General features: G+C 60.2%; 21 protein-coding genes, 2 tRNA genes and 1 other RNA gene. 13 read left to right on the top strand and 11 right to left on the bottom strand.

The window, feature by feature from the left end:
- Positions 1-58: 58 nt before the first annotated feature.
- A complete protein-coding gene (locus AB4Y87_RS20890) occupies positions 59-892 on the top strand; it encodes an oxidoreductase (protein ID WP_442006178.1) in 834 nt (277 codons plus the stop codon).
- On the opposite strand, the gene epsC is transcribed toward AB4Y87_RS20890, so the two are convergent.
- The 3 genes from epsC to msrA form a co-directional block, all read right to left on the bottom strand.
- A complete protein-coding gene (gene epsC, locus AB4Y87_RS20885) occupies positions 889-1473 on the bottom strand; it encodes a serine O-acetyltransferase EpsC (protein ID WP_442006177.1) in 585 nt (194 codons plus the stop codon). The two genes, AB4Y87_RS20890 and epsC, sit on opposite strands and share 4 nt — an antisense overlap.
- A 41-nt stretch (positions 1474-1514) precedes the next feature.
- Positions 1515-2450, bottom strand: a complete 936-nt coding sequence (cysK, locus tag AB4Y87_RS20880; RefSeq protein ID WP_442006176.1) for a cysteine synthase A — start codon at positions 2448-2450, stop codon at positions 1515-1517.
- Between the two features lie 66 nt (positions 2451-2516).
- Positions 2517-3041 (bottom strand): peptide-methionine (S)-S-oxide reductase MsrA, encoded by a 525-nt coding sequence (msrA, locus tag AB4Y87_RS20875; RefSeq protein WP_442006175.1) that lies wholly within the window; start codon positions 3039-3041, stop codon positions 2517-2519.
- Positions 3042-3165: 124 nt separating this feature from the next.
- Here msrA and AB4Y87_RS20870 point away from each other — a divergent pair, with 124 nt between their 5' ends.
- Both AB4Y87_RS20870 and AB4Y87_RS20865 read left to right on the top strand, forming a co-directional pair.
- The gene (locus AB4Y87_RS20870; RefSeq protein WP_442006174.1) at positions 3166-4077 is read left to right on the top strand and encodes a Nif3-like dinuclear metal center hexameric protein; all 912 of its coding nucleotides are present in this window, start codon (positions 3166-3168) and stop codon (positions 4075-4077) included.
- A gap of 90 nt (positions 4078-4167) precedes the next feature.
- Positions 4168-4905, top strand: a complete 738-nt coding sequence (locus AB4Y87_RS20865; protein WP_442006173.1) for a zinc ribbon domain-containing protein — start codon at positions 4168-4170, stop codon at positions 4903-4905.
- Positions 4906-4914: 9 nt separating this feature from the next.
- Here AB4Y87_RS20865 and AB4Y87_RS20860 read toward each other — a convergent pair whose 3' ends face one another.
- The gene (locus tag AB4Y87_RS20860; protein ID WP_442006172.1) at positions 4915-5679 is read right to left on the bottom strand and encodes a YaaA family protein; all 765 of its coding nucleotides are present in this window, start codon (positions 5677-5679) and stop codon (positions 4915-4917) included.
- A 57-nt stretch (positions 5680-5736) separates the two neighbouring features.
- Here AB4Y87_RS20860 and rnpB point away from each other — a divergent pair.
- The 4 genes from rnpB to AB4Y87_RS20840 all read left to right on the top strand — a co-directional run bounded on the left by rnpB (position 5737) and on the right by AB4Y87_RS20840 (position 9104).
- Positions 5737-6128, top strand: an RNA gene (gene rnpB, locus AB4Y87_RS20855) — RNase P RNA component class A.
- A 284-nt stretch (positions 6129-6412) separates the two neighbouring features.
- Positions 6413-7900 (top strand): glyceraldehyde-3-phosphate dehydrogenase, encoded by a 1488-nt coding sequence (locus tag AB4Y87_RS20850; RefSeq protein ID WP_442006171.1) that lies wholly within the window; start codon positions 6413-6415, stop codon positions 7898-7900.
- A 71-nt stretch (positions 7901-7971) separates the two neighbouring features.
- The gene (locus AB4Y87_RS20845; RefSeq protein WP_224090731.1) at positions 7972-8181 is read left to right on the top strand and encodes a hypothetical protein; all 210 of its coding nucleotides are present in this window, start codon (positions 7972-7974) and stop codon (positions 8179-8181) included.
- A 122-nt stretch (positions 8182-8303) separates the two neighbouring features.
- Complete coding sequence (locus AB4Y87_RS20840) at positions 8304-9104, top strand: HNH endonuclease family protein (RefSeq protein WP_442006170.1); 801 nt, start codon at positions 8304-8306, stop codon at positions 9102-9104.
- On the opposite strand, the gene AB4Y87_RS20835 is transcribed toward AB4Y87_RS20840, so the two are convergent.
- The 4 genes from AB4Y87_RS20835 to orn form a co-directional block, all read right to left on the bottom strand.
- Entirely contained in the window at positions 9089-9928 is an 840-nt protein-coding gene (locus AB4Y87_RS20835; protein WP_442006169.1) for an acyltransferase domain-containing protein, read from the bottom strand. The two genes, AB4Y87_RS20840 and AB4Y87_RS20835, sit on opposite strands and share 16 nt — an antisense overlap.
- Before the next feature lie 4 nt (positions 9929-9932).
- Positions 9933-10505, bottom strand: coding sequence for a peptide deformylase (gene def / locus AB4Y87_RS20830; protein ID WP_442006168.1), 573 nt, complete (start codon positions 10503-10505; stop codon positions 9933-9935).
- Positions 10506-10641: 136 nt separating this feature from the next.
- A tRNA-His gene (locus AB4Y87_RS20825) sits at positions 10642-10714 on the bottom strand.
- A 132-nt stretch (positions 10715-10846) separates the two neighbouring features.
- Positions 10847-11482 (bottom strand): oligoribonuclease, encoded by a 636-nt coding sequence (orn, locus tag AB4Y87_RS20820; protein ID WP_224090726.1) that lies wholly within the window; start codon positions 11480-11482, stop codon positions 10847-10849.
- Positions 11483-11631: 149 nt separating this feature from the next.
- Between orn and mptB the strand changes: the two genes are divergently transcribed.
- Positions 11632-13188, top strand: coding sequence for a polyprenol phosphomannose-dependent alpha 1,6 mannosyltransferase MptB (gene mptB, locus AB4Y87_RS20815; RefSeq protein ID WP_442006167.1), 1557 nt, complete (start codon positions 11632-11634; stop codon positions 13186-13188).
- A gap of 39 nt (positions 13189-13227) precedes the next feature.
- Here mptB and AB4Y87_RS20810 read toward each other — a convergent pair whose 3' ends face one another.
- Positions 13228-13914 (bottom strand): DNA alkylation repair protein, encoded by a 687-nt coding sequence (locus tag AB4Y87_RS20810; protein WP_442006166.1) that lies wholly within the window; start codon positions 13912-13914, stop codon positions 13228-13230.
- Between the two features lie 202 nt (positions 13915-14116).
- Here AB4Y87_RS20810 and map point away from each other — a divergent pair, with 202 nt between their 5' ends.
- Positions 14117-14884: a type I methionyl aminopeptidase gene (map, locus tag AB4Y87_RS20805; RefSeq protein ID WP_442006165.1), complete on the top strand. Its 768-nt coding sequence runs from the start codon at positions 14117-14119 to the stop codon at positions 14882-14884.
- 8 nt (positions 14885-14892) lie between these two features.
- Positions 14893-15087 carry a hypothetical protein gene (locus tag AB4Y87_RS20800; RefSeq protein ID WP_442006164.1) on the top strand — a complete coding sequence of 65 codons (195 nt, stop codon included), beginning with the start codon at positions 14893-14895 and terminating at the stop codon, positions 15085-15087.
- Between the two features lie 134 nt (positions 15088-15221).
- Here the strand turns inward: AB4Y87_RS20800 and AB4Y87_RS20795 are convergent, their stop codons facing one another.
- A complete protein-coding gene (locus AB4Y87_RS20795) occupies positions 15222-15779 on the bottom strand; it encodes a single-stranded DNA-binding protein (RefSeq protein ID WP_442006163.1) in 558 nt (185 codons plus the stop codon).
- 220 nt (positions 15780-15999) lie between these two features.
- Here AB4Y87_RS20795 and AB4Y87_RS20790 point away from each other — a divergent pair.
- Positions 16000-16072, top strand: a tRNA-Arg gene (locus tag AB4Y87_RS20790).
- A 71-nt stretch (positions 16073-16143) separates the two neighbouring features.
- On the opposite strand, the gene AB4Y87_RS20785 is transcribed toward AB4Y87_RS20790, so the two are convergent.
- On the bottom strand, positions 16144-16590 hold the full coding sequence (locus AB4Y87_RS20785; protein ID WP_442006162.1) for an SRPBCC family protein: 447 nt from the start codon (positions 16588-16590) through the stop codon (positions 16144-16146).
- A 148-nt stretch (positions 16591-16738) separates the two neighbouring features.
- On the opposite strand from AB4Y87_RS20785, the gene AB4Y87_RS20780 reads away from it, so the two are divergent.
- Together AB4Y87_RS20780 and ettA are read left to right on the top strand one after the other, a co-directional pair.
- Positions 16739-17182, top strand: a complete 444-nt coding sequence (locus AB4Y87_RS20780) for a DUF6993 domain-containing protein (protein WP_442006161.1) — start codon at positions 16739-16741, stop codon at positions 17180-17182.
- 83 nt (positions 17183-17265) lie between these two features.
- Entirely contained in the window at positions 17266-18948 is a 1683-nt protein-coding gene (ettA, locus tag AB4Y87_RS20775; protein WP_224164549.1) for an energy-dependent translational throttle protein EttA, read from the top strand.
- Positions 18949-18985 lie beyond the last annotated feature (37 nt).

Below are 18985 nucleotides of genomic sequence, written 5' to 3'. Positions count from 1 at the left end.
CGTGCCGGAACGGGTACTGGGCCATCGCGCGGGTGCCACGAGCCAAGGAGCCAGTGCCATGACCGACCGCATCGCCTTTGTCACTGGAGCATCTACCGGCATTGGTTTCGAGACGGCGCGTGCCCTGAGGTCCGAAGGCTTCATTGTGTACGCCGGCGCGCGTCGGGTGGAGAAGATGCATCCGCTTCAGGCACAGGGAATCACCGTCATGCACCTGGATGTCACCATCGAGGACTCCATGGCCTCAGCAGTCGCGCTTGTTGAGGCTGCACACGGGCACATAGACGTCCTCGTGAACAACGCCGGGTACGGCTCCTACGGCTCCCTGGAAGAGGTTCCCTTGGCCGAAGGCAGGCGCCAGTTCGAGGTGAACGTGATGGGTCTGGCAAGGATGACTCAACTCGTTATTCCAAGGATGCGGCAAGTGGGTTCTGGTCGGATCATCAACGTCTCCTCCATTGGAGGAAAGATCTATGAGCCCCTGGGCGCTTGGTACCACGGGACAAAATTCGCAGTGGAGGGGATGAGCGATTCTTTGCGGCTCGAGTTGAAACCGCACGGCATCGACGTCGTCCTCATTGAGCCGGCCGGAACAGACACCGAATGGGGCACCATTGCTGGGGAAGGCCTGCTATCCGCGTCCGGTAGAGGTCCATATAAAGGGCAGGCCCACGTCATGGCGGCAGCCTTGGCGTCAACATCCGGACAGCTGTTGTCCACACCTCCGAGGGTTGTGGCCAGGGCAATAGTTCGCGCGTCAACGGCAAAACGCCCCAAGACCCGCTACCCGGTGGGTAGGGGAGCCTGGAGCGTCCTGGCCTTACGGAGGGTGCTTCCTGACCGCGTCTTCGACGCCGTCCTCTGGAACTCCTACAAGAGGTTTACCAGCTAGATCCGGTATTCGATGTAGTACTCAGCCGGGTCAACCGCCGGTTTGGTTTCGGATTTCGCGTCGCGGTGCCGCCATGTGGCAGGAATGCCGGTGATGATCGACTCCGGGGGAGCGTTCTTCACCACGACGGCGTTCGCACCAATTGCGCTGTCTGCGCCGATCGTAATGGGACCCAGGACCTTGGCGCCGGCGCCGATGGTCACACGATCCCCGATGGTCGGATGGCGCTTGACCTTGGCAAGGGACCGGCCGCCGAGCGTCACACCGTGGTAGATCATCACGTCCTCGCCGATTTCAGCAGTTTCACCGATAACGACGCCCATGCCGTGGTCGATGAAGAAACGTCGGCCGATGGTTGCGCCGGGATGGATCTCGATGCCCGTCAGGAATCTCGCCAACTGGGAAATAAGGCGGGCGGGAAAGCGAAGGGCCGGGTTTTGCCAGAGCTTGTGGGTCAGGCGGTGTGCCCAGATGGCGTGCAGGCCGGAGTAGGCGAAAAAGTTCTCAAAAGAACCTCGAGCCGCCGGGTCATGTGACCGGGCGGCGTCGAGGTCTTCCTTAAGCCTTGCGAAGAAGCTCACAAAGACCTTTCTACAGGAAATGAATGCTTGCGGGCGAAGTGTTAGCCGCGGATATCGTCAAAGAGCACAGTGGAGATGTAACGCTCTCCGAAGTCCGGCACGATCACGACGATCAGCTTGCCCTTGTTCTCGGGACGCTTGGCGACTTCCAGTGCACCCCATACTGCGGCGCCGCCGGAGATGCCGGCGAGTACGCCTTCCTTGGAACCCAAGGCGCGGGCGGTGGCAACCGAGTCTTCAAGGGTAGCGTCGAGGACTTCGTCGTAGACGTTCGTGTCAAGGACCTCCGGAATGAAGTTGGCGCCCAGGCCCTGGATCTTGTGGGGACCGGGGCTGCCGCCATTAAGGATGGGGGAGTCCTTGGGCTCAACGGCAATGATCTGGACTTCGGGCTTGCGCTCCTTGAGGAGCTGCCCGACGCCGGTCACGGTACCGCCGGTACCGATGCCGCCAACAAAGATGTCTACTTCGCCATCTGTGTCAGCCCAGATTTCCTCGGCTGTTGTGTTGCGGTGGATCTCCGGGTTGGCGGGGTTGGCGAACTGCTGCGCCCAGATGGAGTTCTCGGTGTTGGCAACAATTTCCTGGGCCTTTTCAACAGCGCCGCGCATACCTTCGGAACCGGGAGTCAGGACGATCTCTGCACCATAGGCGCGAAGCATGACACGACGTTCCGTGGACATGGTCTCAGGCATGGTCAGGATGACCTTGTAGCCGCGTGCAGCACCAACAAGGGCCAGTGCGATTCCGGTGTTACCGGAGGTGCCTTCCACAATTGTTCCGCCCGGCTTCAGGGCACCGGACTTTTCGGCGGCGTCAATGATGGCCACACCGATACGGTCCTTCACGCTGTTGGCCGGGTTGTAGAACTCAAGCTTGACCGCAACGGTGGCCTCAAGGCCTTCGGTCAGCCGGTTCAAACGGACCAGCGGAGTGCGGCCGACAAGCTGGGTGACGTCGTCGTAGATCCTTGCCATGAAGATTATGCCTATCTCTGAAGAGGGAATGCTGAGGTCAGCCTAACCAGCCGCATCGAAACCCTGCTAAGCAGTTAGCCATGCAGAGTAATATTTCCGCGCTTTGGCCAGCTTTGGATTGATGATGACCTGGCAATAGCCCTGGTACGGGAACTTGGCGTAATAGTTCTGATGGACTTCCTCTGCCTCATAGAACTCGGGTAGCCGGCTTACTTCCGACACAATCGGATTGGCCCAGAGTGCTTGCGCGCGCTCGATGGCTTCTTCGAAGAGGATCTTTTCCTCCGTCGTGGTGTAGAACATCGACGAACGGTATTGGGTGCCTGTGTCGTAGCCCTGGCGGTTCAACGTGGTGGGGTCATGCAACGCGAAGAACATGTCAAGAATGACCTCCTCCGGCACCACGGTTTCGTCGAATGTCACCGCAACCACCTCTGCATGACCGGTAGTTCCCGAGCAGACGTCGTAGTAGTCAGGGTTTCGGACATGGCCACCCGTATAGCCGGAGACTACCGAACTGACACCGCGGGTTTTCTGGTACACGGCATCAAGGCACCAGAAGCATCCACCACCAAGTACAAAAGTTTTCATGATCTCTTCAATGGATTGGAGGGCCTGATGATTCCCGCAATACCTTACGGGACAATAACGCCGCTGGGCAGGTACGGCAGCTACCAAAACTGCCCCATCGGGTCCAGTAGGTAAGAATAAGAGTATGGAAGCAGTAGACACCGCCATTTCTGATGCGGATTCCAGCGACGACGCCGGGACAGTGGAAGCAAGCGGGGACCCGACTCTTGGCCAGGTGTTGCTTGCTGTTGAGGAGCTCTGGCCAGAGTCCTTGGCTGAGGACTGGGACGAGGTAGGCCTCGTCGTTGGGCGCCCCAACACGCCCATCACCAAGATCCTGTTTGCTGTGGACCCTACATTGGCTGTCATCGACGAGGCCATTGACTGGGGAGCGGGGCTCCTGATTACCCATCACCCGTTGCTGCTCAAAGGCGTGAACTCCGTCGCGGCCACCTCCGCGAAGGGCTTGGCCGTGCACCGGCTGATCGAAGCGGGCACCGGACTCCTGACCGTCCATACCAATGGTGACTCCGCCGTCGGGGGCGTATCGGACGTGTTGGCGGACGCCTTTGGCCTGGAGAATGTTGCTCCACTGACCCCTGCCGCCAATGGATTGCCCGAGGAAGGCATTGGCCGGGTTGGTGACCTTCCTGAGCTCATGACCCTGGGTGATTTCGCTGCCCGGGTCTTTGGGATGCTCCCCGCGGTGGCCGGAGGGGTTCGCGTGGCCGGTGACAAGGACGGTCTGCTGCGGCGCGTCGCCGTCTGTGGTGGTGCGGGCGACAGCTTGTTCGATGCCGTCAGGGCCAGCAATGCAGATGTCTATGTGACAGCAGACATGCGGCACCATCCGGCGTCGGAAGCGCGCGAAGGGGCGGTCAACGGCCGGCCGTACCTCATCGACGTCTCACACTTTGCCAGTGAATGGCTGTGGCTGCCCGTAGCCGCGGAAGCGCTCGGCAACGTACTGGGCGATCAGGGCTACGACGTCGAGATCCGCGTGAGCAGCACCAACAGCGATCCTTGGGACTTCATACTCACTCCCGGCGGGGACTAGAGTCTAGAAGATACGGACAATCCCAATAAACACGGGCCGTCCATCCGGAACTGATCCCCAGGGCCGGAAGCGATACAAGCGGAGGTAAGCGTGGCGAAAGCAGCACCGGCAGAACAACTGAAATTGCTTGAACTGCAGGGACTGGATGCCAAGCTCAAATCGTTGGCCGGCCGCCGGAAGGTGCTGGAAACGGATCCGCGGATAGCTGACCTGCAGGATGCACTGAACGTAGCCAATGGTGAACTGGGCGCTGCCAAGATGGCGGTGCACGACGCCGAAGCTGAACTGCGTCGTTCCGAAGCGGACGTGGAGCAAGTCGCCTCCCGCATCGAGCGTGACGAAGCCAGGCTCAACAGCGGAACGGGCCTCTCCAAGGACCTGGTGGCGCTTCAGAGTGACATCGCATCCCTTAACAAGCGGCGCTCCGACCTGGAGGACGTTGAGCTTGAAATCCTGGAGCGTTTGGACACCCTGCGGGAGCGTCAAGCCGCACAGCAGGCCATCGTGGATGACATCCAGGGTTCATTTGCCGGCATCCGCGCCGAATTGGACGAGGCAATTGCTGAGATCGCAGCCGAGGAAACCGTGGTCCGCGGGCAGCGTGCCGCTTTCGCGGAGGCTCTGGACGCCGGAATGCTCGCAGTTTATGAGAAGACGATTGCCAAGCGTGGCGTCGGGGCTGCCCGGCTGTTCCACGGGAAGTCCGAGGGGTCCGGCATGATGCTCAGCCCCGGTGACCTGGCCGAAGTCAAGGCCGCTGCTGAAGACGACATCGTCTTCTGCCCGGATTCCGGTGTCATCCTGGTCCGTTCGGCGGAGTGGAACTGACAGCTTCAGTCAGCTGGTCAGGATGATATTCAGCGCGTGCGGCTTGCGGGCCGAACCCTCAACCAGTTCCGCGGTCCAAACTTCGCTGGCAGCCTTCAGTAACTGATCCGGAGTTGCTGGAGCCTTCCCGCGCCTGGTCACCAGGTGCCTGGCAAACTCACCCCGCGTGTGTTTGGCGAAGTGGCTGACCACCGTGCGCTTGCCGTTTGCCTCGTTGAAAACATTCACTGTGACGGTTTGCGCTGCTGGTGGAGCCCACGCCGCTGCATACGTGCTGGAACGGCAATCAACCAGCAATTCTCCTTCAGCCCGTTTGGCGAGGGCCGCATTCAGGTTCGGCTTCCAGAAGGAGGCGAGGCGTCCGACGTCGGGCAGTGCCGTTCCCATGGACAGCCGGTAAGCCGGCACATGGTCACCAAAACCGATGGCACCCCACAGTGCCGAAATCACCAAAATCGATTCGGTTGCCTTGCGGCGTTGAGTCGGCGTCATCGAATTGAAGCCGAGCGCGTCATACAGGACTCCCGAGTAGACCTGGTGGGCCGGCGCCGCCGGTTCTGCGTGCAGCCGGGTATTACGTTCGACGTCGTCCTTCAGCGAGGCACCGACGCCAAGCAACGCCAAGGCGTCCTCGTGCGCGCTGACGGTGCCCAACGATTCCAGGACCTTGGCGCGGTAAGGGTTGAGCTCCGGAAAGCTAAGCGACTCCCATTCGACGGCGGGGCCTTTGACGGCGGGGGTCTTGCCTTCGGAAGGCGGCAGCAGAATCAGCACCTGACGATATTACCGGTGACCGGGGCAACCCTCGACGCCGGTAGACTGTACGGCGGATGGGTTGACCAGGCGGTCGCGCGTCACGGAAGTGGCTCGAGGAACGTCCGGGCTCCGCAGAGCAGGGTGGTGGGTAACGCCCACTCGGGGTAACCCGCAGGCCAGTGCCACAGAGAACAGACCGCCTTCGCGTGATGGTGCTTGCATCAGCATGCGGCAGGTAAGGGTGAAACGGTGGTGTAAGAGACCACCAGCTCCCTGGGTGACCGGGGAGGCTAGGTAAACCCCACCCGGAGCAAGGCCAGACAGGACACGTTTGAGGGCTGCTCGCCCGAGTGTCCGGGTAGGCTGCTGGAGGGCGTCGGCAACGGCGTTCGTAGATGGATGGCCGCCACTCCTTTGCCGGCAACGGCAAGGGATGACAGAACCCGGCGTATCGGTCAACCCATCCACATTTGCCACTGAGGTCCCGGGCATATGACGTCCATTGTGACTGCCATGTGAGTGATTTCACGCCCCCCGGCACCCAAGAGGACGCCCTTCCGCCTTAGACTTGTTATGAACGTAGATGTTCTGCCGCCGGGACTGCGTTCGCAGCCGGCGGTCTTTTCTTTGCAATCGTTCAAGGCGCTGTGGGTGGACCGAAGCCCGGCCAGTGCCCGTGCCGCAGGATTACTCCGGGCGGCCGCCATCTGCATACGAGGACGTATGTGGTTGACCCAAGGAAGGTAGTTCTGTGAGCCAGACGTCAGATTCTTGTCTTGATAAGTGGATGGGCCGGGAGGCTCTCGCCGAGGCCATGATTCCGGTGATCGGCCGGTTGTACCGGGAAAACAACGTGGTCACGAGCATCCACGGCCGGAGCCTGATCAACAAGTCGACCATGAACATCCTGAAGGCCCACCGCTTTGCGCGCCGGATGAGCAACACCGAGCTGCTGCTCGAAGAAACCGCACCCCTGTTGAACGCTCTTGCTGAGCTGGAACTCGGTGCGGCTGCAATCGACATTGCCCGCCTTACGGAGAAGTTCCGCGTCGAGGGCCACGGCACCTCCTTGGATGAGTTCCTGCGGGCAGAGCTCGCCGAAATCGTCGGAAAGCGTGGCGCTGATGACCGCACCAGTACCGACGTCGTGCTTTATGGCTTTGGACGCATCGGCCGCCTCCTGGCCCGCATCCTGATTGAAAAGGCCGGTGGTGGGCATGGCCTGCGGCTGCGTGCCATCGTTGTCCGCAAGGGCGCCGAGAACGACCTCGTCAAGCGTGCCAGCCTCCTGCGCCGCGACTCCGTACACGGTTCCTTTGAAGGAACCATCCGCGTGGACGAAGAAGCCAACACCATCACTGCCAACGGCGTTCAGGTCCAGGTCATCTACTCCGACAACCCCGCTACCGTGGACTACACCGCCTACGGCATCAAGGATGCCCTGGTAGTGGACAACACCGGACGCTGGCGCGATGCGGAGGGCCTGTCCCAGCACCTGCAGAGCAAGGGTGTTGCGCGTGTCCTGCTGACGGCTCCGGGCAAGGGCGATCTGAAGAACATCGTCCACGGAATCAACCAGTCCGACATCTCCGATGACGACAAGATCGTCACCGCTGCGTCGTGCACAACCAACGCCATTACTCCGGTACTGAAGGCCATCAACGACAAATTCGGTATCATCCACGGCCACGTCGAAACGGTGCACTCGTTCACGAACGACCAAAACCTGATCGACAACTTCCACAAGGGAGACCGCCGCGGCCGTTCGGCAGCCCTGAACATGGTTATCACGGAGACAGGCGCAGCCAAGGCTGTTGCCAAGGCGCTTCCGGAACTTCAGGGCAAGCTCACCGGTAACGCGATCCGCGTACCTACCCCGGATGTGTCCATGGCGATCCTGAACCTCAACCTTGCCAATGGCACCACACGCGATGAGGTCAACGACTACCTCCGCGAAATGTCGCTGCACTCGCCGTTGCGGAAGCAGATCGACTACATCGACTCGCCGGACGTTGTCTCCACCGACTTCGTTGGATCCCGCCGCGCAGGCATCGTTGATGGTCTGGCCACTATTTCCAACGACAAGAACCTCGTGCTCTACGTTTGGTACGACAACGAATTCGGCTACTCCTGCCAGGTGGTCCGTGTCATGGAGGAAATGGCCGGCGTAAACCCGCCGTCCTTCCCTGCCCGCGACATCGTGGCTCCCATCGCAGTGCTTGAGGCAGCCAACGCCTAAGCCGGGAAGTATTCACGGGTTTCCCGGCTGTGTCACTGGCATCAGCCGGGAAACCTGACCAAAATGGGTTCATGGAAAATGAATCGACTTTGGAACACGAGACAACGCTGGAACACGCGTTGGACGTAGCACGGGCCAACCACAAGCAGGCACAGAAACTGCTGGACCAGGCCATCGCAGCAAACGCCGCGGGGGACGTCAGCGACGAACGCGTCCAGCAATTGCGTACGCTGCTGGAGGTGGCTGCGGAAGACCTGCAACGCGTTATGCGTGAGCAGTAACCCGGGGAAGAACCCCACCACTGCAGTGTGACTTCTCCTACACACTGTGGATATCGGCTCTGACTGTCGGTGCCGTGTCCTACGCTCGAAGGACACCACCCACCCCGACTGGACGGAGCCCCTTGAGTATCACCTGGTCTGCCTACAAACGCGCACGCAGACGATCACGCCAAGCCTGGGCCGTTCTAGGGTTAGTGGCCGCCACCCTCGTGGCAGGACTGTCTTGGTTCTTCACCACCGGCCAGTTCAACGCGGCTGAGCCTTGGGTCTCCGGCCCCGCTGATGCGCCGGTATTTAACCCGGCTTGGATGAAACCCATTTCCGGCATCGAGGCTGTTCCCGCGGAGAAGGCAAGCGCCGCACTGGAAGGTCTGGAAGTCAAGGGGCGGGCATCCCAGGAAGACTATGAGCGAACCGCATTCGGCCAGGCCTGGCTGGATGCGGACCGAAACGGATGCGATACCAGGAACGACATCCTGCGCAGGGACCTGTCGTCGGTGGAGTTCACCAGCGGTTCCTCATGCAAGGTTGCCACTGGAGAGTTTCACGAACCCTACACGGGCGCCCACGTGACCTTCCGTCGGGGCCAGGACACCAGCGCTGATGTTCAGATTGACCACATTGTCGCCCTCGCCGACGCATGGCAGAAGGGTGCCAAGCAATTAACGGTGCAGCAGCGTCAAAGGCTGGCAAATGATCCCTTGAACCTGATTGCAGCTGATGGGCCCGAGAATGTGAAGAAGGGCGCAGGCGACGCCGCCACCTGGCTCCCGCCGAACAAGAACTTCCGGTGTCACTACGTAGCACGGCAGATCTCCGTCAAGGCAGCCTACAAGCTCTGGGTCACACAGGCGGAGAAGGACGCCATGATGCGCGTCCTCTCTTCTTGCCCGGATCAGCAGACCATTTACAGCGCCAGGTGACCGTGTCCCAGTTGCCAGGTACCGCCGTCGTCGATTCTTTTCAGAACTATGCGTTGAAGCGAAGTTTCCCGGGGTAGTTTGTCCAGGTTCTCCAGCCCCCGCTGCCGAAACGTGAAGTACACGGCATCCGTGGGGGCATCGGTGCACCGATCCAACGTGAAACGGCGGGCGAAGGATGCGATGTTGCTGTTTGGAAGCCGCTCAACCAAGTAGGGATCCAACATCCAGGACTCGCACGTGGCCACGGTAACTGGCTTGTCCGGGAAATAGTGGGGAAAAAACGAGCGCGCCTCGTCAAAGCTGGCGTCTACCAGTGCGGGGGAGAGACCGCCATCCTCGGGAATGTGGACACCCAGGACCCAATCGGATGCGTACGTCAGGCTRCTCCCTGGCCCGTCGTGAGGCCCGCTCCGGATCAAATGGAATTGCAATCGGCCGAGCCGGAACAGATTGCCTGCCATATGTAACGTCAGCCAGCTCCAGGTGTCCAAGCCGAAATGTCCATGCACGCGGCGGTTGATGCGGAGCTGAAGTCCCACGTCAGCCAGCGTGGCTGCCGACACGTCGGCGCTGATTCCCAACTCCAGATGGTATGCGTGGACCCTGGGTGCGAAGCGGAGCAGGGCTTCGATCCAGACGGTCTCGCCCAGCTCATGGGGAGAAATACTGTCAGCTGGAAAAGTGCCAAGCCTTTGCTGCAGCAGTTCCAATGCGTCCAAGACGTGGCCGCCGGGGTTTCTGTCCAAGAGCGTGGTGCATTCCATGGCGTCCTCGCCGGTAATGTCCAGGAGCTGAAACAATTCTGCGTGGCGTTCTTGGTTCATCGGATCAGTGTCCGAACGGGTCCGGGTCGACGCCAGGCATCCATGTCAATCCGGGAACGCCCCAACCGTTCTTCTTGGCCTGCTTCATTGCCTTCCTGGCATATCGGTCCACAAGGCGGTTGATGTAAAGCTTGCCGTCCAAATGGTCGTACTCGTGTTGCATGACTCGAGCGAACCAGCCCGTAGCTTCGAAGTCCACGGGGTTTCCGTCACCATCAAAGCCTTGGACGCGGGCCCACTCAGCGCGCTGCAGAGGATAGTGCTCTCCGGGGAACGACAGGCACCCCTCAATGTGCTCTTCCGGGTCCGGGAGGGCTCCTGAGATCTTTGAGAGGGTCAAGACGGGATTGACCAGAACGCCTTGCTCAGGCGCGTCGTCGTCATTGGCGTACTTATACACAAAGATGCGCTTGCCGACTCCCACCTGGGGTGCGGCGAGGCCCACTCCGTTCGCGGCATCATTGGTTTCGAACATGTCCGCGATGAGTTTTCGGAGCTCGTCATCGAATACTTCAACTTCACTTGCCCGACGGTGCAAAACGGGTTCGCCCCAAATGGTCACAGGGAGGACGGTCATGTCAGCTCTTCCTTATACGATCGCTGTGTTCCGGAAGCAACCCGTGGGACTGCAGGCGGGCCAAAACAAAACAAAGGCCGCACCGGATAACCGGTGCGGCCTTTGTGGAAACCGGCTTTTGAGCCAATCTCGGCGGGGTGAGCGACGGGGGTTGAACCCGCGACCTCCTGGACCACAACCAGGCGCTCTGCCAACTGAGCTACGCCCACCATGCGCCTTTTTCGGTAAGTCCGTATGACCGGCATTCCGTGAAGGCAACGACAAATAGCTTACCTGCTGTTTTGGGGTGAAAAGTCCACTTTTGCCGGTTTCGACGAAAAAACCTTCAAAAATGGCACAGATCACATAGTTTCTGTTGAACCCAGAGTCTCAGCAGTGGCCGTGATGTCCTTGGAGATGCGCTGCGCCGTGGCAGTGTCGGGTCCCGGCGCTGGGACAAATACAGCCTGCCTGTAGTAGCGGAGCTCGTCGATGGAATCCTTGATGTCTCCCAGTGCGCGGTGTCCGCCATGCTTGGCCGGCGACTGGAAGTAGGCCCGCGGGAACCAGCGGCGGGAGAGTTCCTTGATGGTGCTCACATCGATGACGCGATAGTGGAGGTGCTCCACGATGTTCGGCATGTCCCTGGCCAGGAACATCCTGTCCGTGCCCACTGAGTTGCCTCCCAAGGGGGCCTTGCGGGGGTCCGGAACCCACTTCTCGATGTACTCAAGCACCTGCGCCTCAGCTTCGGCCATCGTCTTGCCGTGGGGGAGTTCGTCAAGGAGTTTCGATCGGGTGTGCATGTCGCGAACGAAGTCGTTCATTTGCTCCAGCGCTGCGTCGTCGGGCTTGATGACGACGTCCACGCCATCGCCCAGGATGTTGAGCTCGGAGTCCGTCACGAGCGCTGCAACCTCAATCAGGGCATCGTTCTTGAGGTCCAGGCCGGTCATTTCGCAGTCAATCCAGACGATGCGTTCATTAGTAATAGGCACGCGCCTAGCCTATCCTTCAGGCGGTTCCAACTGCTCCGATGGTAGGATTTTTGAGCACGGCAGTGTCCTTTCTTCCTGTCGTGGACAGCCCCCAGAGATTCAGATTTCTGTCCCGGAACGCAACGGGCAAACGATTGGATGAAGACCACATGACGGTGCCTGTACCCGCCGCCCAGAAGGCAGGGAAAGAAGCGCCGMCTGCGGATGCTGCTGCCAGCGAAGTGGATAACGCCAGGTCCCCGCTGATCGCCGGTTTCATTGGTTCGCTGTTCCTTGTCTTCGGCTCGCTGGGCGTTGGCTGGCTCGCGCCGGTTTCTGAACTTCGCCGGCTTCCGCTTTTCATCTGGATGCGTACCGAAGGTGTGGGCGTCGCGCTGTCCATCGTCCTGCTGGCCGTTGGTGGCATGCTGCTTGTCCGGGCTTGGCTGCGCCTGGGGCAACGTGTTCGGGTCTGGGGACTCCAAGCCCGCAAGGCCACCTTGCAGGCTGTGGTGGCCTGGGGACTGCCTATGATGTTCACTGTCCCGCTGTTCAGTAGGGACGTCTACGCCTACATCGGGCAAGGCAGACTCATGGTTGAGGGAATGAATCCCTACGAGAATGGGATTTCCGCCCTCCCGAACTACTTCCAATTGGGTGCTGACAAGATGTGGACGGAAGCCCCCGTTCCCTACGGTCAGCTCTTCCTTTGGATCGAACAATTTGTTGTTTGGGTGACCAATGTCCAACCTGAGGCTTGCATCATGCTCTTCAGGCTGGTGGCAGTTGCGGGCGTCATACTTTGCATCATTTACGTACCCAAGCTGGCAGAACTCCACGGCGTCAATCCGCACCGCGCACTATGGTTGACAGCCGCCAACCCCCTCTTTCTCACCAACTTCATTGCCAGTGTCCATAATGACGCACTCATGATTGGTCTGGCCTTGGCAGGCCTGTACTACTGCGCCACCCGCCGGGTGGTCCTGGGCTTGGTGCTGGTGACACTCTCCATTTCGGTCAAGCCAATTACGGTGGTCTTCCTGCCCTTTATTGGCTTGCTCTGGGCGGGCAAGGGTGCGTCATGGCCGCGCAAGATCCTTTTCTGGTTCCTGACGGCCGCCCTGACCTTCGGCCTCCTGTATGCCATGAGCCTGGTCAACGGGTTTGGGTTTGGATGGGTGAAGGGCCTGTCTGCCCCCGGGAGCGTCTGGATCTGGTACGCACCCATCGGCTTGATTGGCCTGGTTGTCGCGTCGATCTTCAACGTCTTTGGACTCGATGGCTGGGGCATGGCCAAGTGGGTTTACGACGCCGGCAAAGTGCTGATGGTGGGAGCCATTGCCTGGCAGGTCTTCCGGGGAGAACACGATCGCCTCATGCGCCGGCTCACCCTTGCCTTTGCGGCGATCGTCTTGTTGGCCCCGATGATCCAGTCCTGGTACGTGGTGTGGCTGATTCCGTTGTTTGCGGTGACAGGCATACGCAATGACTGGCAGGTAAAGGCGGTCTACTTCGTCGTGTCGTTCTTCATGGTCTACGCCATCTCAGACCAACTGGATGTGTTTCCCTATCTTCAAAGCGAGGATCTCGGCCTTGCCCTGACCTTGGCGCGGAACGCGGCAGCCATCATCGCGCTGCTTTTTGCCGTTTACTTGATCTTCGTTGATCCGAAGACAAAGAGCCTTTTCCGCAAGCGCGACGAGCCGGGCCTGCGCCCGATCATCTGAGGAATCGGGCGAGCGTCTTGAGGGCTCCTGTTCCAATGCTTAAAGCGACGACAGAAGCCGTACCGCCTCACGCGTGGAGAGTGGGCTAAGCGCTGGAGCATTCTCTGCCGCGAATGCCCTGACCCATTCGGGGTTCGTCTTACTGTACTCCCGCAAGGCCCATCCGATGGCCTTGCGGATGAAGAACTCCTTGTCGGCAAGGTTCGGTTTGATGACAGCCGCCAGCAGTCCCGGGTCCGTAAGGCCCTTGGCTGCCAATTGCGCAGTAATGGACGCCCTTCGGATCCACATGTCCTGGTCCGTGGACCATTGGAGTAATAACGGCGTCATGGTGGACCTGTGGGCAAGCAGGAGGCTGCAGAGACGGTGGGCCACCCCGTCGACGAGGTCCCACCACGCGCCGGTGCGAATTATTTCCTCGTAGACCGGCAGCATGCCAAGGTCTTCCTTGACCAACGGCAGGCCCGTCAATTCAATGGCTGCATATCGTTCTTCGCGCGCCTGGGCATTCCGCCATAAATCATGAACGGCCTCGCGAAGGCTGGCGGGTGAAGAGATGGGAAACTGCTTCGCTGCCACCTTGACGATCCTGCGAACTTCAGGCACCCGGATTCCCCAGGACGGCATGTCCGACTTCATATATGCCTGGGCTCCCCGGGCTCGCTCAGCGTCCCCCGCGGAGCGAAGTGTTGACCGGATGGCCTCAAGTAAGTCCTTGTTCTCCATGCCCCAACTCTATGACCGGCCGTCCTGGGAAGTATCCAGTCGGGAACTCCTCCTTATTCTCCACGCCATGCAGCCACCTGCCCCACGTAGAGTGGGTCCAATGGCCAGCGGATCCCACGATGATCCAGAACAGCGAATGACCCTGAACAGCGAATGACCCTGAACAGCAAATGCTCCCGCCCAGCAAAACCGGAGGAATCCCATGTCCATGCTTAAGACACCGGACCAGATCTCGATGATGCGTGAGGCCGGCAGGGTGGTGGCCAACGCCTTGGCAGCAGTCAGGGAGCATGCCGACGTCGGCGTTTCCCTCAAGGAACTGGATGAGGTTGCTGCGGACGTCATTTCAGGCGCTGGGGCCAAACCGGCCTTCCTGGATTACCACCCGCGGTGGGCAGCGCTCCCGTTTCCCGGGGTGATCTGTGCCAGCGTTAATGACGCTGTGGTGCATGGAATACCAGATGGCTACGTCCTCCAGGACGGGGACCTCCTAAGTGTGGATTGCGGCGCCTTCCTTGAAGGCTGGTGTGGAGATGCTGCCATCAGCTTTGTCGTAGGGACGGCAGATCCAGCGGACCAGGCACTGATCGATGCCACAGACGCTGCACTCGCCCGGGGTATCGAAGCTGCCCGGGTGGGCAACAAGATGGGCGACCTCGCCTATGCAATCGGCGGTGAGGCCAAACGTGCTGGATATGGTTTGTTGGCCGATCACGGTGGCCACGGTATCGGCCGGACAATGCACGCCGAACCGCCCGTTCCCAACATCGGCAGGCCGGGCAGGGGCATCAAACTTCAAGAAGGGCTGGTCATTGCCATCGAACCAATGCTCATCCTTGGAGGTAAGGACGACTATTACCACGATGACGATGAGTGGACTCTGCGCTCCTCCAGCGGAAACAGGGCCGCGCATAGCGAACACACCGTGGCGATCACCGCCGATGGGCCCATGATCCTGACCTTGCCGTAGCTGCCTCGATGGCGCGGTTCCACAGCGCACCAGCCGACCGCCTGACCGCCCCGGAATGCCAGTACCCCTGGCTCTGGATCCTCATCGAAGCGTGCCCGCAGGAGCTCCTTGAGTTCGCTGGGTGCCGTGGACCTGAACTCCTTGCCGGGGAGGGCGAACCAGCGGCACCAGCACCGGGATGGCTCGCCCTTGACCCCGAATAACTCCTCCAAGGCCTCCCAGGATGCAGGAGCGGTCTCCAGCCGGGGAGCTGCTGCGTCGTATGCCATGGACCCAGAATAATCTCCACCCGCGGGGCTGGTCCCACGAGTTTCATCGCGGTCCCCGATGCGGAAGTTCAAGCCCCGGCGCCCACCAACTCACCTGTGGTGGTGTTTACCACCAGCGGACCGGTACCGTCCGGGTCATCGACGTCGACTGTTTCTGTCTCCTCCTCCGGGGGCGCTTGTTCGTTGTCGCCGGACTCCCACTCAATCCCCGGATCTCCAAGCTTCCCGGCTGCCTCGCCGGACGGGTTCGAGTCAGCTGGAGCCGACGTCCCGTTCATCCGGGTGAAGTTCGCAGAGCCCCACATGAGATCGTGCCCGACTGATTCCGCGTCGACTTCTGCCACATGGTAGATCCTGCCCTCGTGTTCCCACTGCCGCAGGCGTAGCTTTCCGACGACGATGACGCGTTGACCCTTCTTCACGCTGCAGCCGACATGGCCGGCTAAGTAGCGAAACGACTGCACGGTGTACCAGTTGGTATTGCCGTCCACCCATGTATTGCTGGCCCGGTCGTAGCGGCGTTCAGTTGTCCCAAGACGAAATGAAGCAGTGGACGTACCCCGCGTAGTGGTAGAACTCTTGACCTCCGAGGCTACGAAGCCTCGAAGAGTAATGGTGTCGTTCATGGTGGTCCTTCTGGATGTAGGAAAGTGCCCGTCCGGCCCTCTTAGCTTCATCCACACAACCCGCGCAGGGGAGTACGGTATGTGCCTATGTGAATAACTACCGAACGAAGGCCTGTTGTGGAGGAGAAGTACCCATAGGCGTGGGCTGACAGGCTGGAGGTCGAATGCACTGTAAACTCTTTGTGGCGCCAGCGGCTTAGGCTGGTATTGGCGCCAGTGCGCCCCAGTAGCTCAGGGGATAGAGCAGCGGCCTTCTAATCCGCCGGTCGGGGGTTCGATTCCCTCCTGGGGCACGAGAAATCCCCCGGAACCTGCAGGGTTCCGGGGGATTTATTCTTTCAATGCCTGGCACCTGGCCTGTGACTCAAGAAATTTGGGGCTGTGACTCAAGAAATTCCTTGAGGTTCTGAAGAACCGTGCGCCACGTCGCTGCGGAATGCTCCACTTCTTCTTCGCTCTTGTTGTTGCCCTGCGCAATCGTGACTGATGTTCCTTCATCCGCATCGTCGAGTCGGTATTCGACCGTGTGATAGTTCCCGGGGGAATCGAGAAGTCCTGACGCAGGACTGTAGTGAGTGGTTTTCAAGAGCTGTAGGGGTTCGAAGGCCAGGATGACGCCCTTGTCCTCGTATGCTTTGCCGTTGTACTCGCCGGAGTACGTGATTGGGTCGCCGACCTTCCACGACGTTTCGACATTGGTCCCGAGGAAGTATTGCTTGATGAGGCCAGGATCCGTCAGGGCCTTCCATACCTGCTCGCGCCGGGCGGCCACCGTGATCGAGGCCTCGGCATTGGGAACTTTCCCTTCCATGGTTTCTCCTTCCTGCGGCCCACCCGTCCCGGCGAGCCAGCACTTGACCCACGCTACGCCCGCCTGCAGCCCGTGGGAATGGCAGAATGGCTATGTGATGAGCAGGGGAACCAGGGTGGAGCAGCCGAGTCGTGCAAGAAATTTTCAGTTGAACGGTAAGGCTGTTGGGACGGCCCTGGTCATTGTTGCTGCGCTGGCGCTGCCTGCATGTGCCGCGTCCCCCAAAACACCCACGGCAGGCAACACTTCTTCAAGCCCTGCATCCCAACAGCCCGGCGGCGAAGCGAGTGTGGACCCTGCAGCAGTGGCCACCAGCACGGCTGTGGAGGCGGCACTGAAGAAAATCGTGGCTGCCAACCCCAAGCCGGATACGGAAGCCGTGCGCGCAGCCTTGGTATCTGCGGGCATTCCCAAAGCGAATGTGGAAGTGTCTGTGAGCCGGACACCCACAGGTCTTGATGTCGATGCGTTGGAAGCTGCGGCGCTGGCAGGCGATAGTTGCGTCATGGGCCAGATCCGGGATGGAGGCGTCGTGATGAGCGTTCTGCCGGTACTTGCCACGGGGAAATGCTTCGTGGGCAGCGTTCGCTAGGAGCACCGCCCCAAGGAGCTGCTGGCAGGGGCCCAATCGCACCGAATGTGAGATCTGTCCGCCTACCCACTAGATTTAAGGGCATGGCGGAATTCATTTACACGATGACCAAGGCTCGCAAGGCCGTTGGCGACAAACTTATTTTGGACGATGTAAGCATGTCGTTCTACCCTGGCGCGAAGATTGGCGTCGTGGGCCCGAACGGTGCTGGCAAGTCCACCATCCTGAAGATCATGGCCGGGCTGGACACTCCTTCAAACGGCGAGGCCCGCCTGAGCCCCGGGTATACCGTGGGCATCCTCTTGCAGGAACCGCCGCTGAATGAGGAAAAGACTGTCCTTGGCAACGTCCAGGAAGGCGTTGGCGAGATCTACGGCAAGATCCAGCGTTTCAACGAGATCTCCGAAGAGATGGCGAACCCGGATGCGGACTATGACACTCTCCTGGATGAGATGGGCAAGCTGCAGGAAGCCATTGACGCTGCCGATGCCTGGGATATCGATTCCCAGCTCGAGCAGGCCATGGACGCATTGCGATGCCCGCCGGCTGATTCCGATGTCACCGTCCTCTCCGGTGGTGAGCGCCGCCGCGTAGCGCTGTGCAAGCTTCTGCTCCAGAAGCCGGACCTTCTGCTCCTTGACGAGCCCACCAACCACTTGGACGCCGAGAGCGTTCTTTGGCTTGAGCAGCACCTCTCCCAGTACCCCGGTGCCGTCCTTGCCGTGACTCACGACCGGTACTTCCTGGATCACGTGGCTGAGTGGATCGCAGAAGTGGACCGCGGCCACCTTTACCCGTACGAAGGTAACTACTCCACCTACCTGGAGAAGAAGAAGGCCCGCCTTGAGGTCCAAGGTAAGAAGGACGCAAAGCTGTCCAAGCGCCTTACCGAAGAACTTGAATGGGTGCGCTCCAACGCCAAGGGCCGTCAGACCAAGTCAAAGGCCCGTCTTGCCCGCTATGAAGAAATGGCTGCAGAGGCCGAGCGCACACGCAAGCTCGACTTCGAAGAGATCCAGATTCCGCCGGGCCCGCGCCTGGGTTCCGTGGTTATCGAGGCGAAGAACCTGAAGAAGGGCTTCGACGATCGTGTCCTGATCGAGGACCTCTCCTTCTCACTGCCCCGGAACGGCATTGTCGGCGTCATCGGCCCGAACGGTGTGGGCAAGTCCACCTTGTTCAAGACCATCGTTGGCATGGAGCCCCTGGACGATGGTGAGCTCAAGATCGGCGAGTCCGTGAAGATCTCCTACGTGGACCAGTCCCGTGGCGGCATCGATCCCAATAAGTCTCTCTGGGAAGTTGTTTCCGAAGGCCATGACTACATTCAGGTCGGGCAGGTCGAAATGCCTTCACGTGCCTACGTTTCGGCGTTTGGCTTCAAGGGACCGGACCAGCAGAAGAAGGCTGGTGTCCTCTCCGGTGGTGAGCGCAACCGCCTCAACCTTGCCTTGACCCTTAAGCAGGGTGGCAACCTCCTGCTCCTTGACGAGCCCACTAACGACCTCGACGTCGAAACCCTGAGCAGCCTGGAAAATGCCCTGCTCGAGTTCCCTGGCTGCGCCGTGGTGGTCTCTCACGACCGTTGGTTCCTGGACAGGGTAGCAACCCACATCCTCGCCTATGAAGGTGACGACGAGAACCCCTCCAAGTGGTACTGGTTCGAAGGTAACTTCGACTCCTATGAGGAGAACAAGGTGGAGCGCCTCGGCGCTGATGCGGCAAAGCCGCACCGCGTGACGCACCGCCGTCTGACCCGCGATTAACGGGTAGCCACAGACACAAAAGAGGCCGGTCCCACCA

The organism is Paenarthrobacter sp. RAF54_2 (assembly GCF_052113945.1).
In the GTDB taxonomy this organism is placed as follows: Bacteria; Actinomycetota; Actinomycetes; order Actinomycetales; family Micrococcaceae; genus Arthrobacter.
The sequence above is the reverse complement of the archived record's forward strand: the minus strand, read 5'-3'. Positions and strand labels throughout refer to the sequence as shown.

Coding starts and splice junctions, on each gene's coding strand:
- AB4Y87_RS20785 (WP_442006162.1), bottom strand. CDS start 16,590: ATGGAAGGGAAAGTTCCCAATGCCGAGGCCTCGATCACGGTGGCCGCC.
- msrA (WP_442006175.1), bottom strand. CDS start 3,041: ATGAAAACTTTTGTACTTGGTGGTGGATGCTTCTGGTGCCTTGATGCC.
- ettA (WP_224164549.1), top strand. CDS start 17,266: ATGGCGGAATTCATTTACACGATGACCAAGGCTCGCAAGGCCGTTGGC.
- map (WP_442006165.1), top strand. CDS start 14,117: ATGTCCATGCTTAAGACACCGGACCAGATCTCGATGATGCGTGAGGCC.
- AB4Y87_RS20810 (WP_442006166.1), bottom strand. CDS start 13,914: ATGGAGAACAAGGACTTACTTGAGGCCATCCGGTCAACACTTCGCTCC.
- AB4Y87_RS20795 (WP_442006163.1), bottom strand. CDS start 15,779: ATGAACGACACCATTACTCTTCGAGGCTTCGTAGCCTCGGAGGTCAAG.
- cysK (WP_442006176.1), bottom strand. CDS start 2,450: ATGGCAAGGATCTACGACGACGTCACCCAGCTTGTCGGCCGCACTCCG.
- AB4Y87_RS20845 (WP_224090731.1), top strand. CDS start 7,972: ATGGAAAATGAATCGACTTTGGAACACGAGACAACGCTGGAACACGCG.
- AB4Y87_RS20890 (WP_442006178.1), top strand. CDS start 59: ATGACCGACCGCATCGCCTTTGTCACTGGAGCATCTACCGGCATTGGT.
- def (WP_442006168.1), bottom strand. CDS start 10,505: ATGACCGTCCTCCCTGTGACCATTTGGGGCGAACCCGTTTTGCACCGT.
- AB4Y87_RS20870 (WP_442006174.1), top strand. CDS start 3,166: ATGGAAGCAGTAGACACCGCCATTTCTGATGCGGATTCCAGCGACGAC.
- AB4Y87_RS20800 (WP_442006164.1), top strand. CDS start 14,893: ATGGCGCGGTTCCACAGCGCACCAGCCGACCGCCTGACCGCCCCGGAA.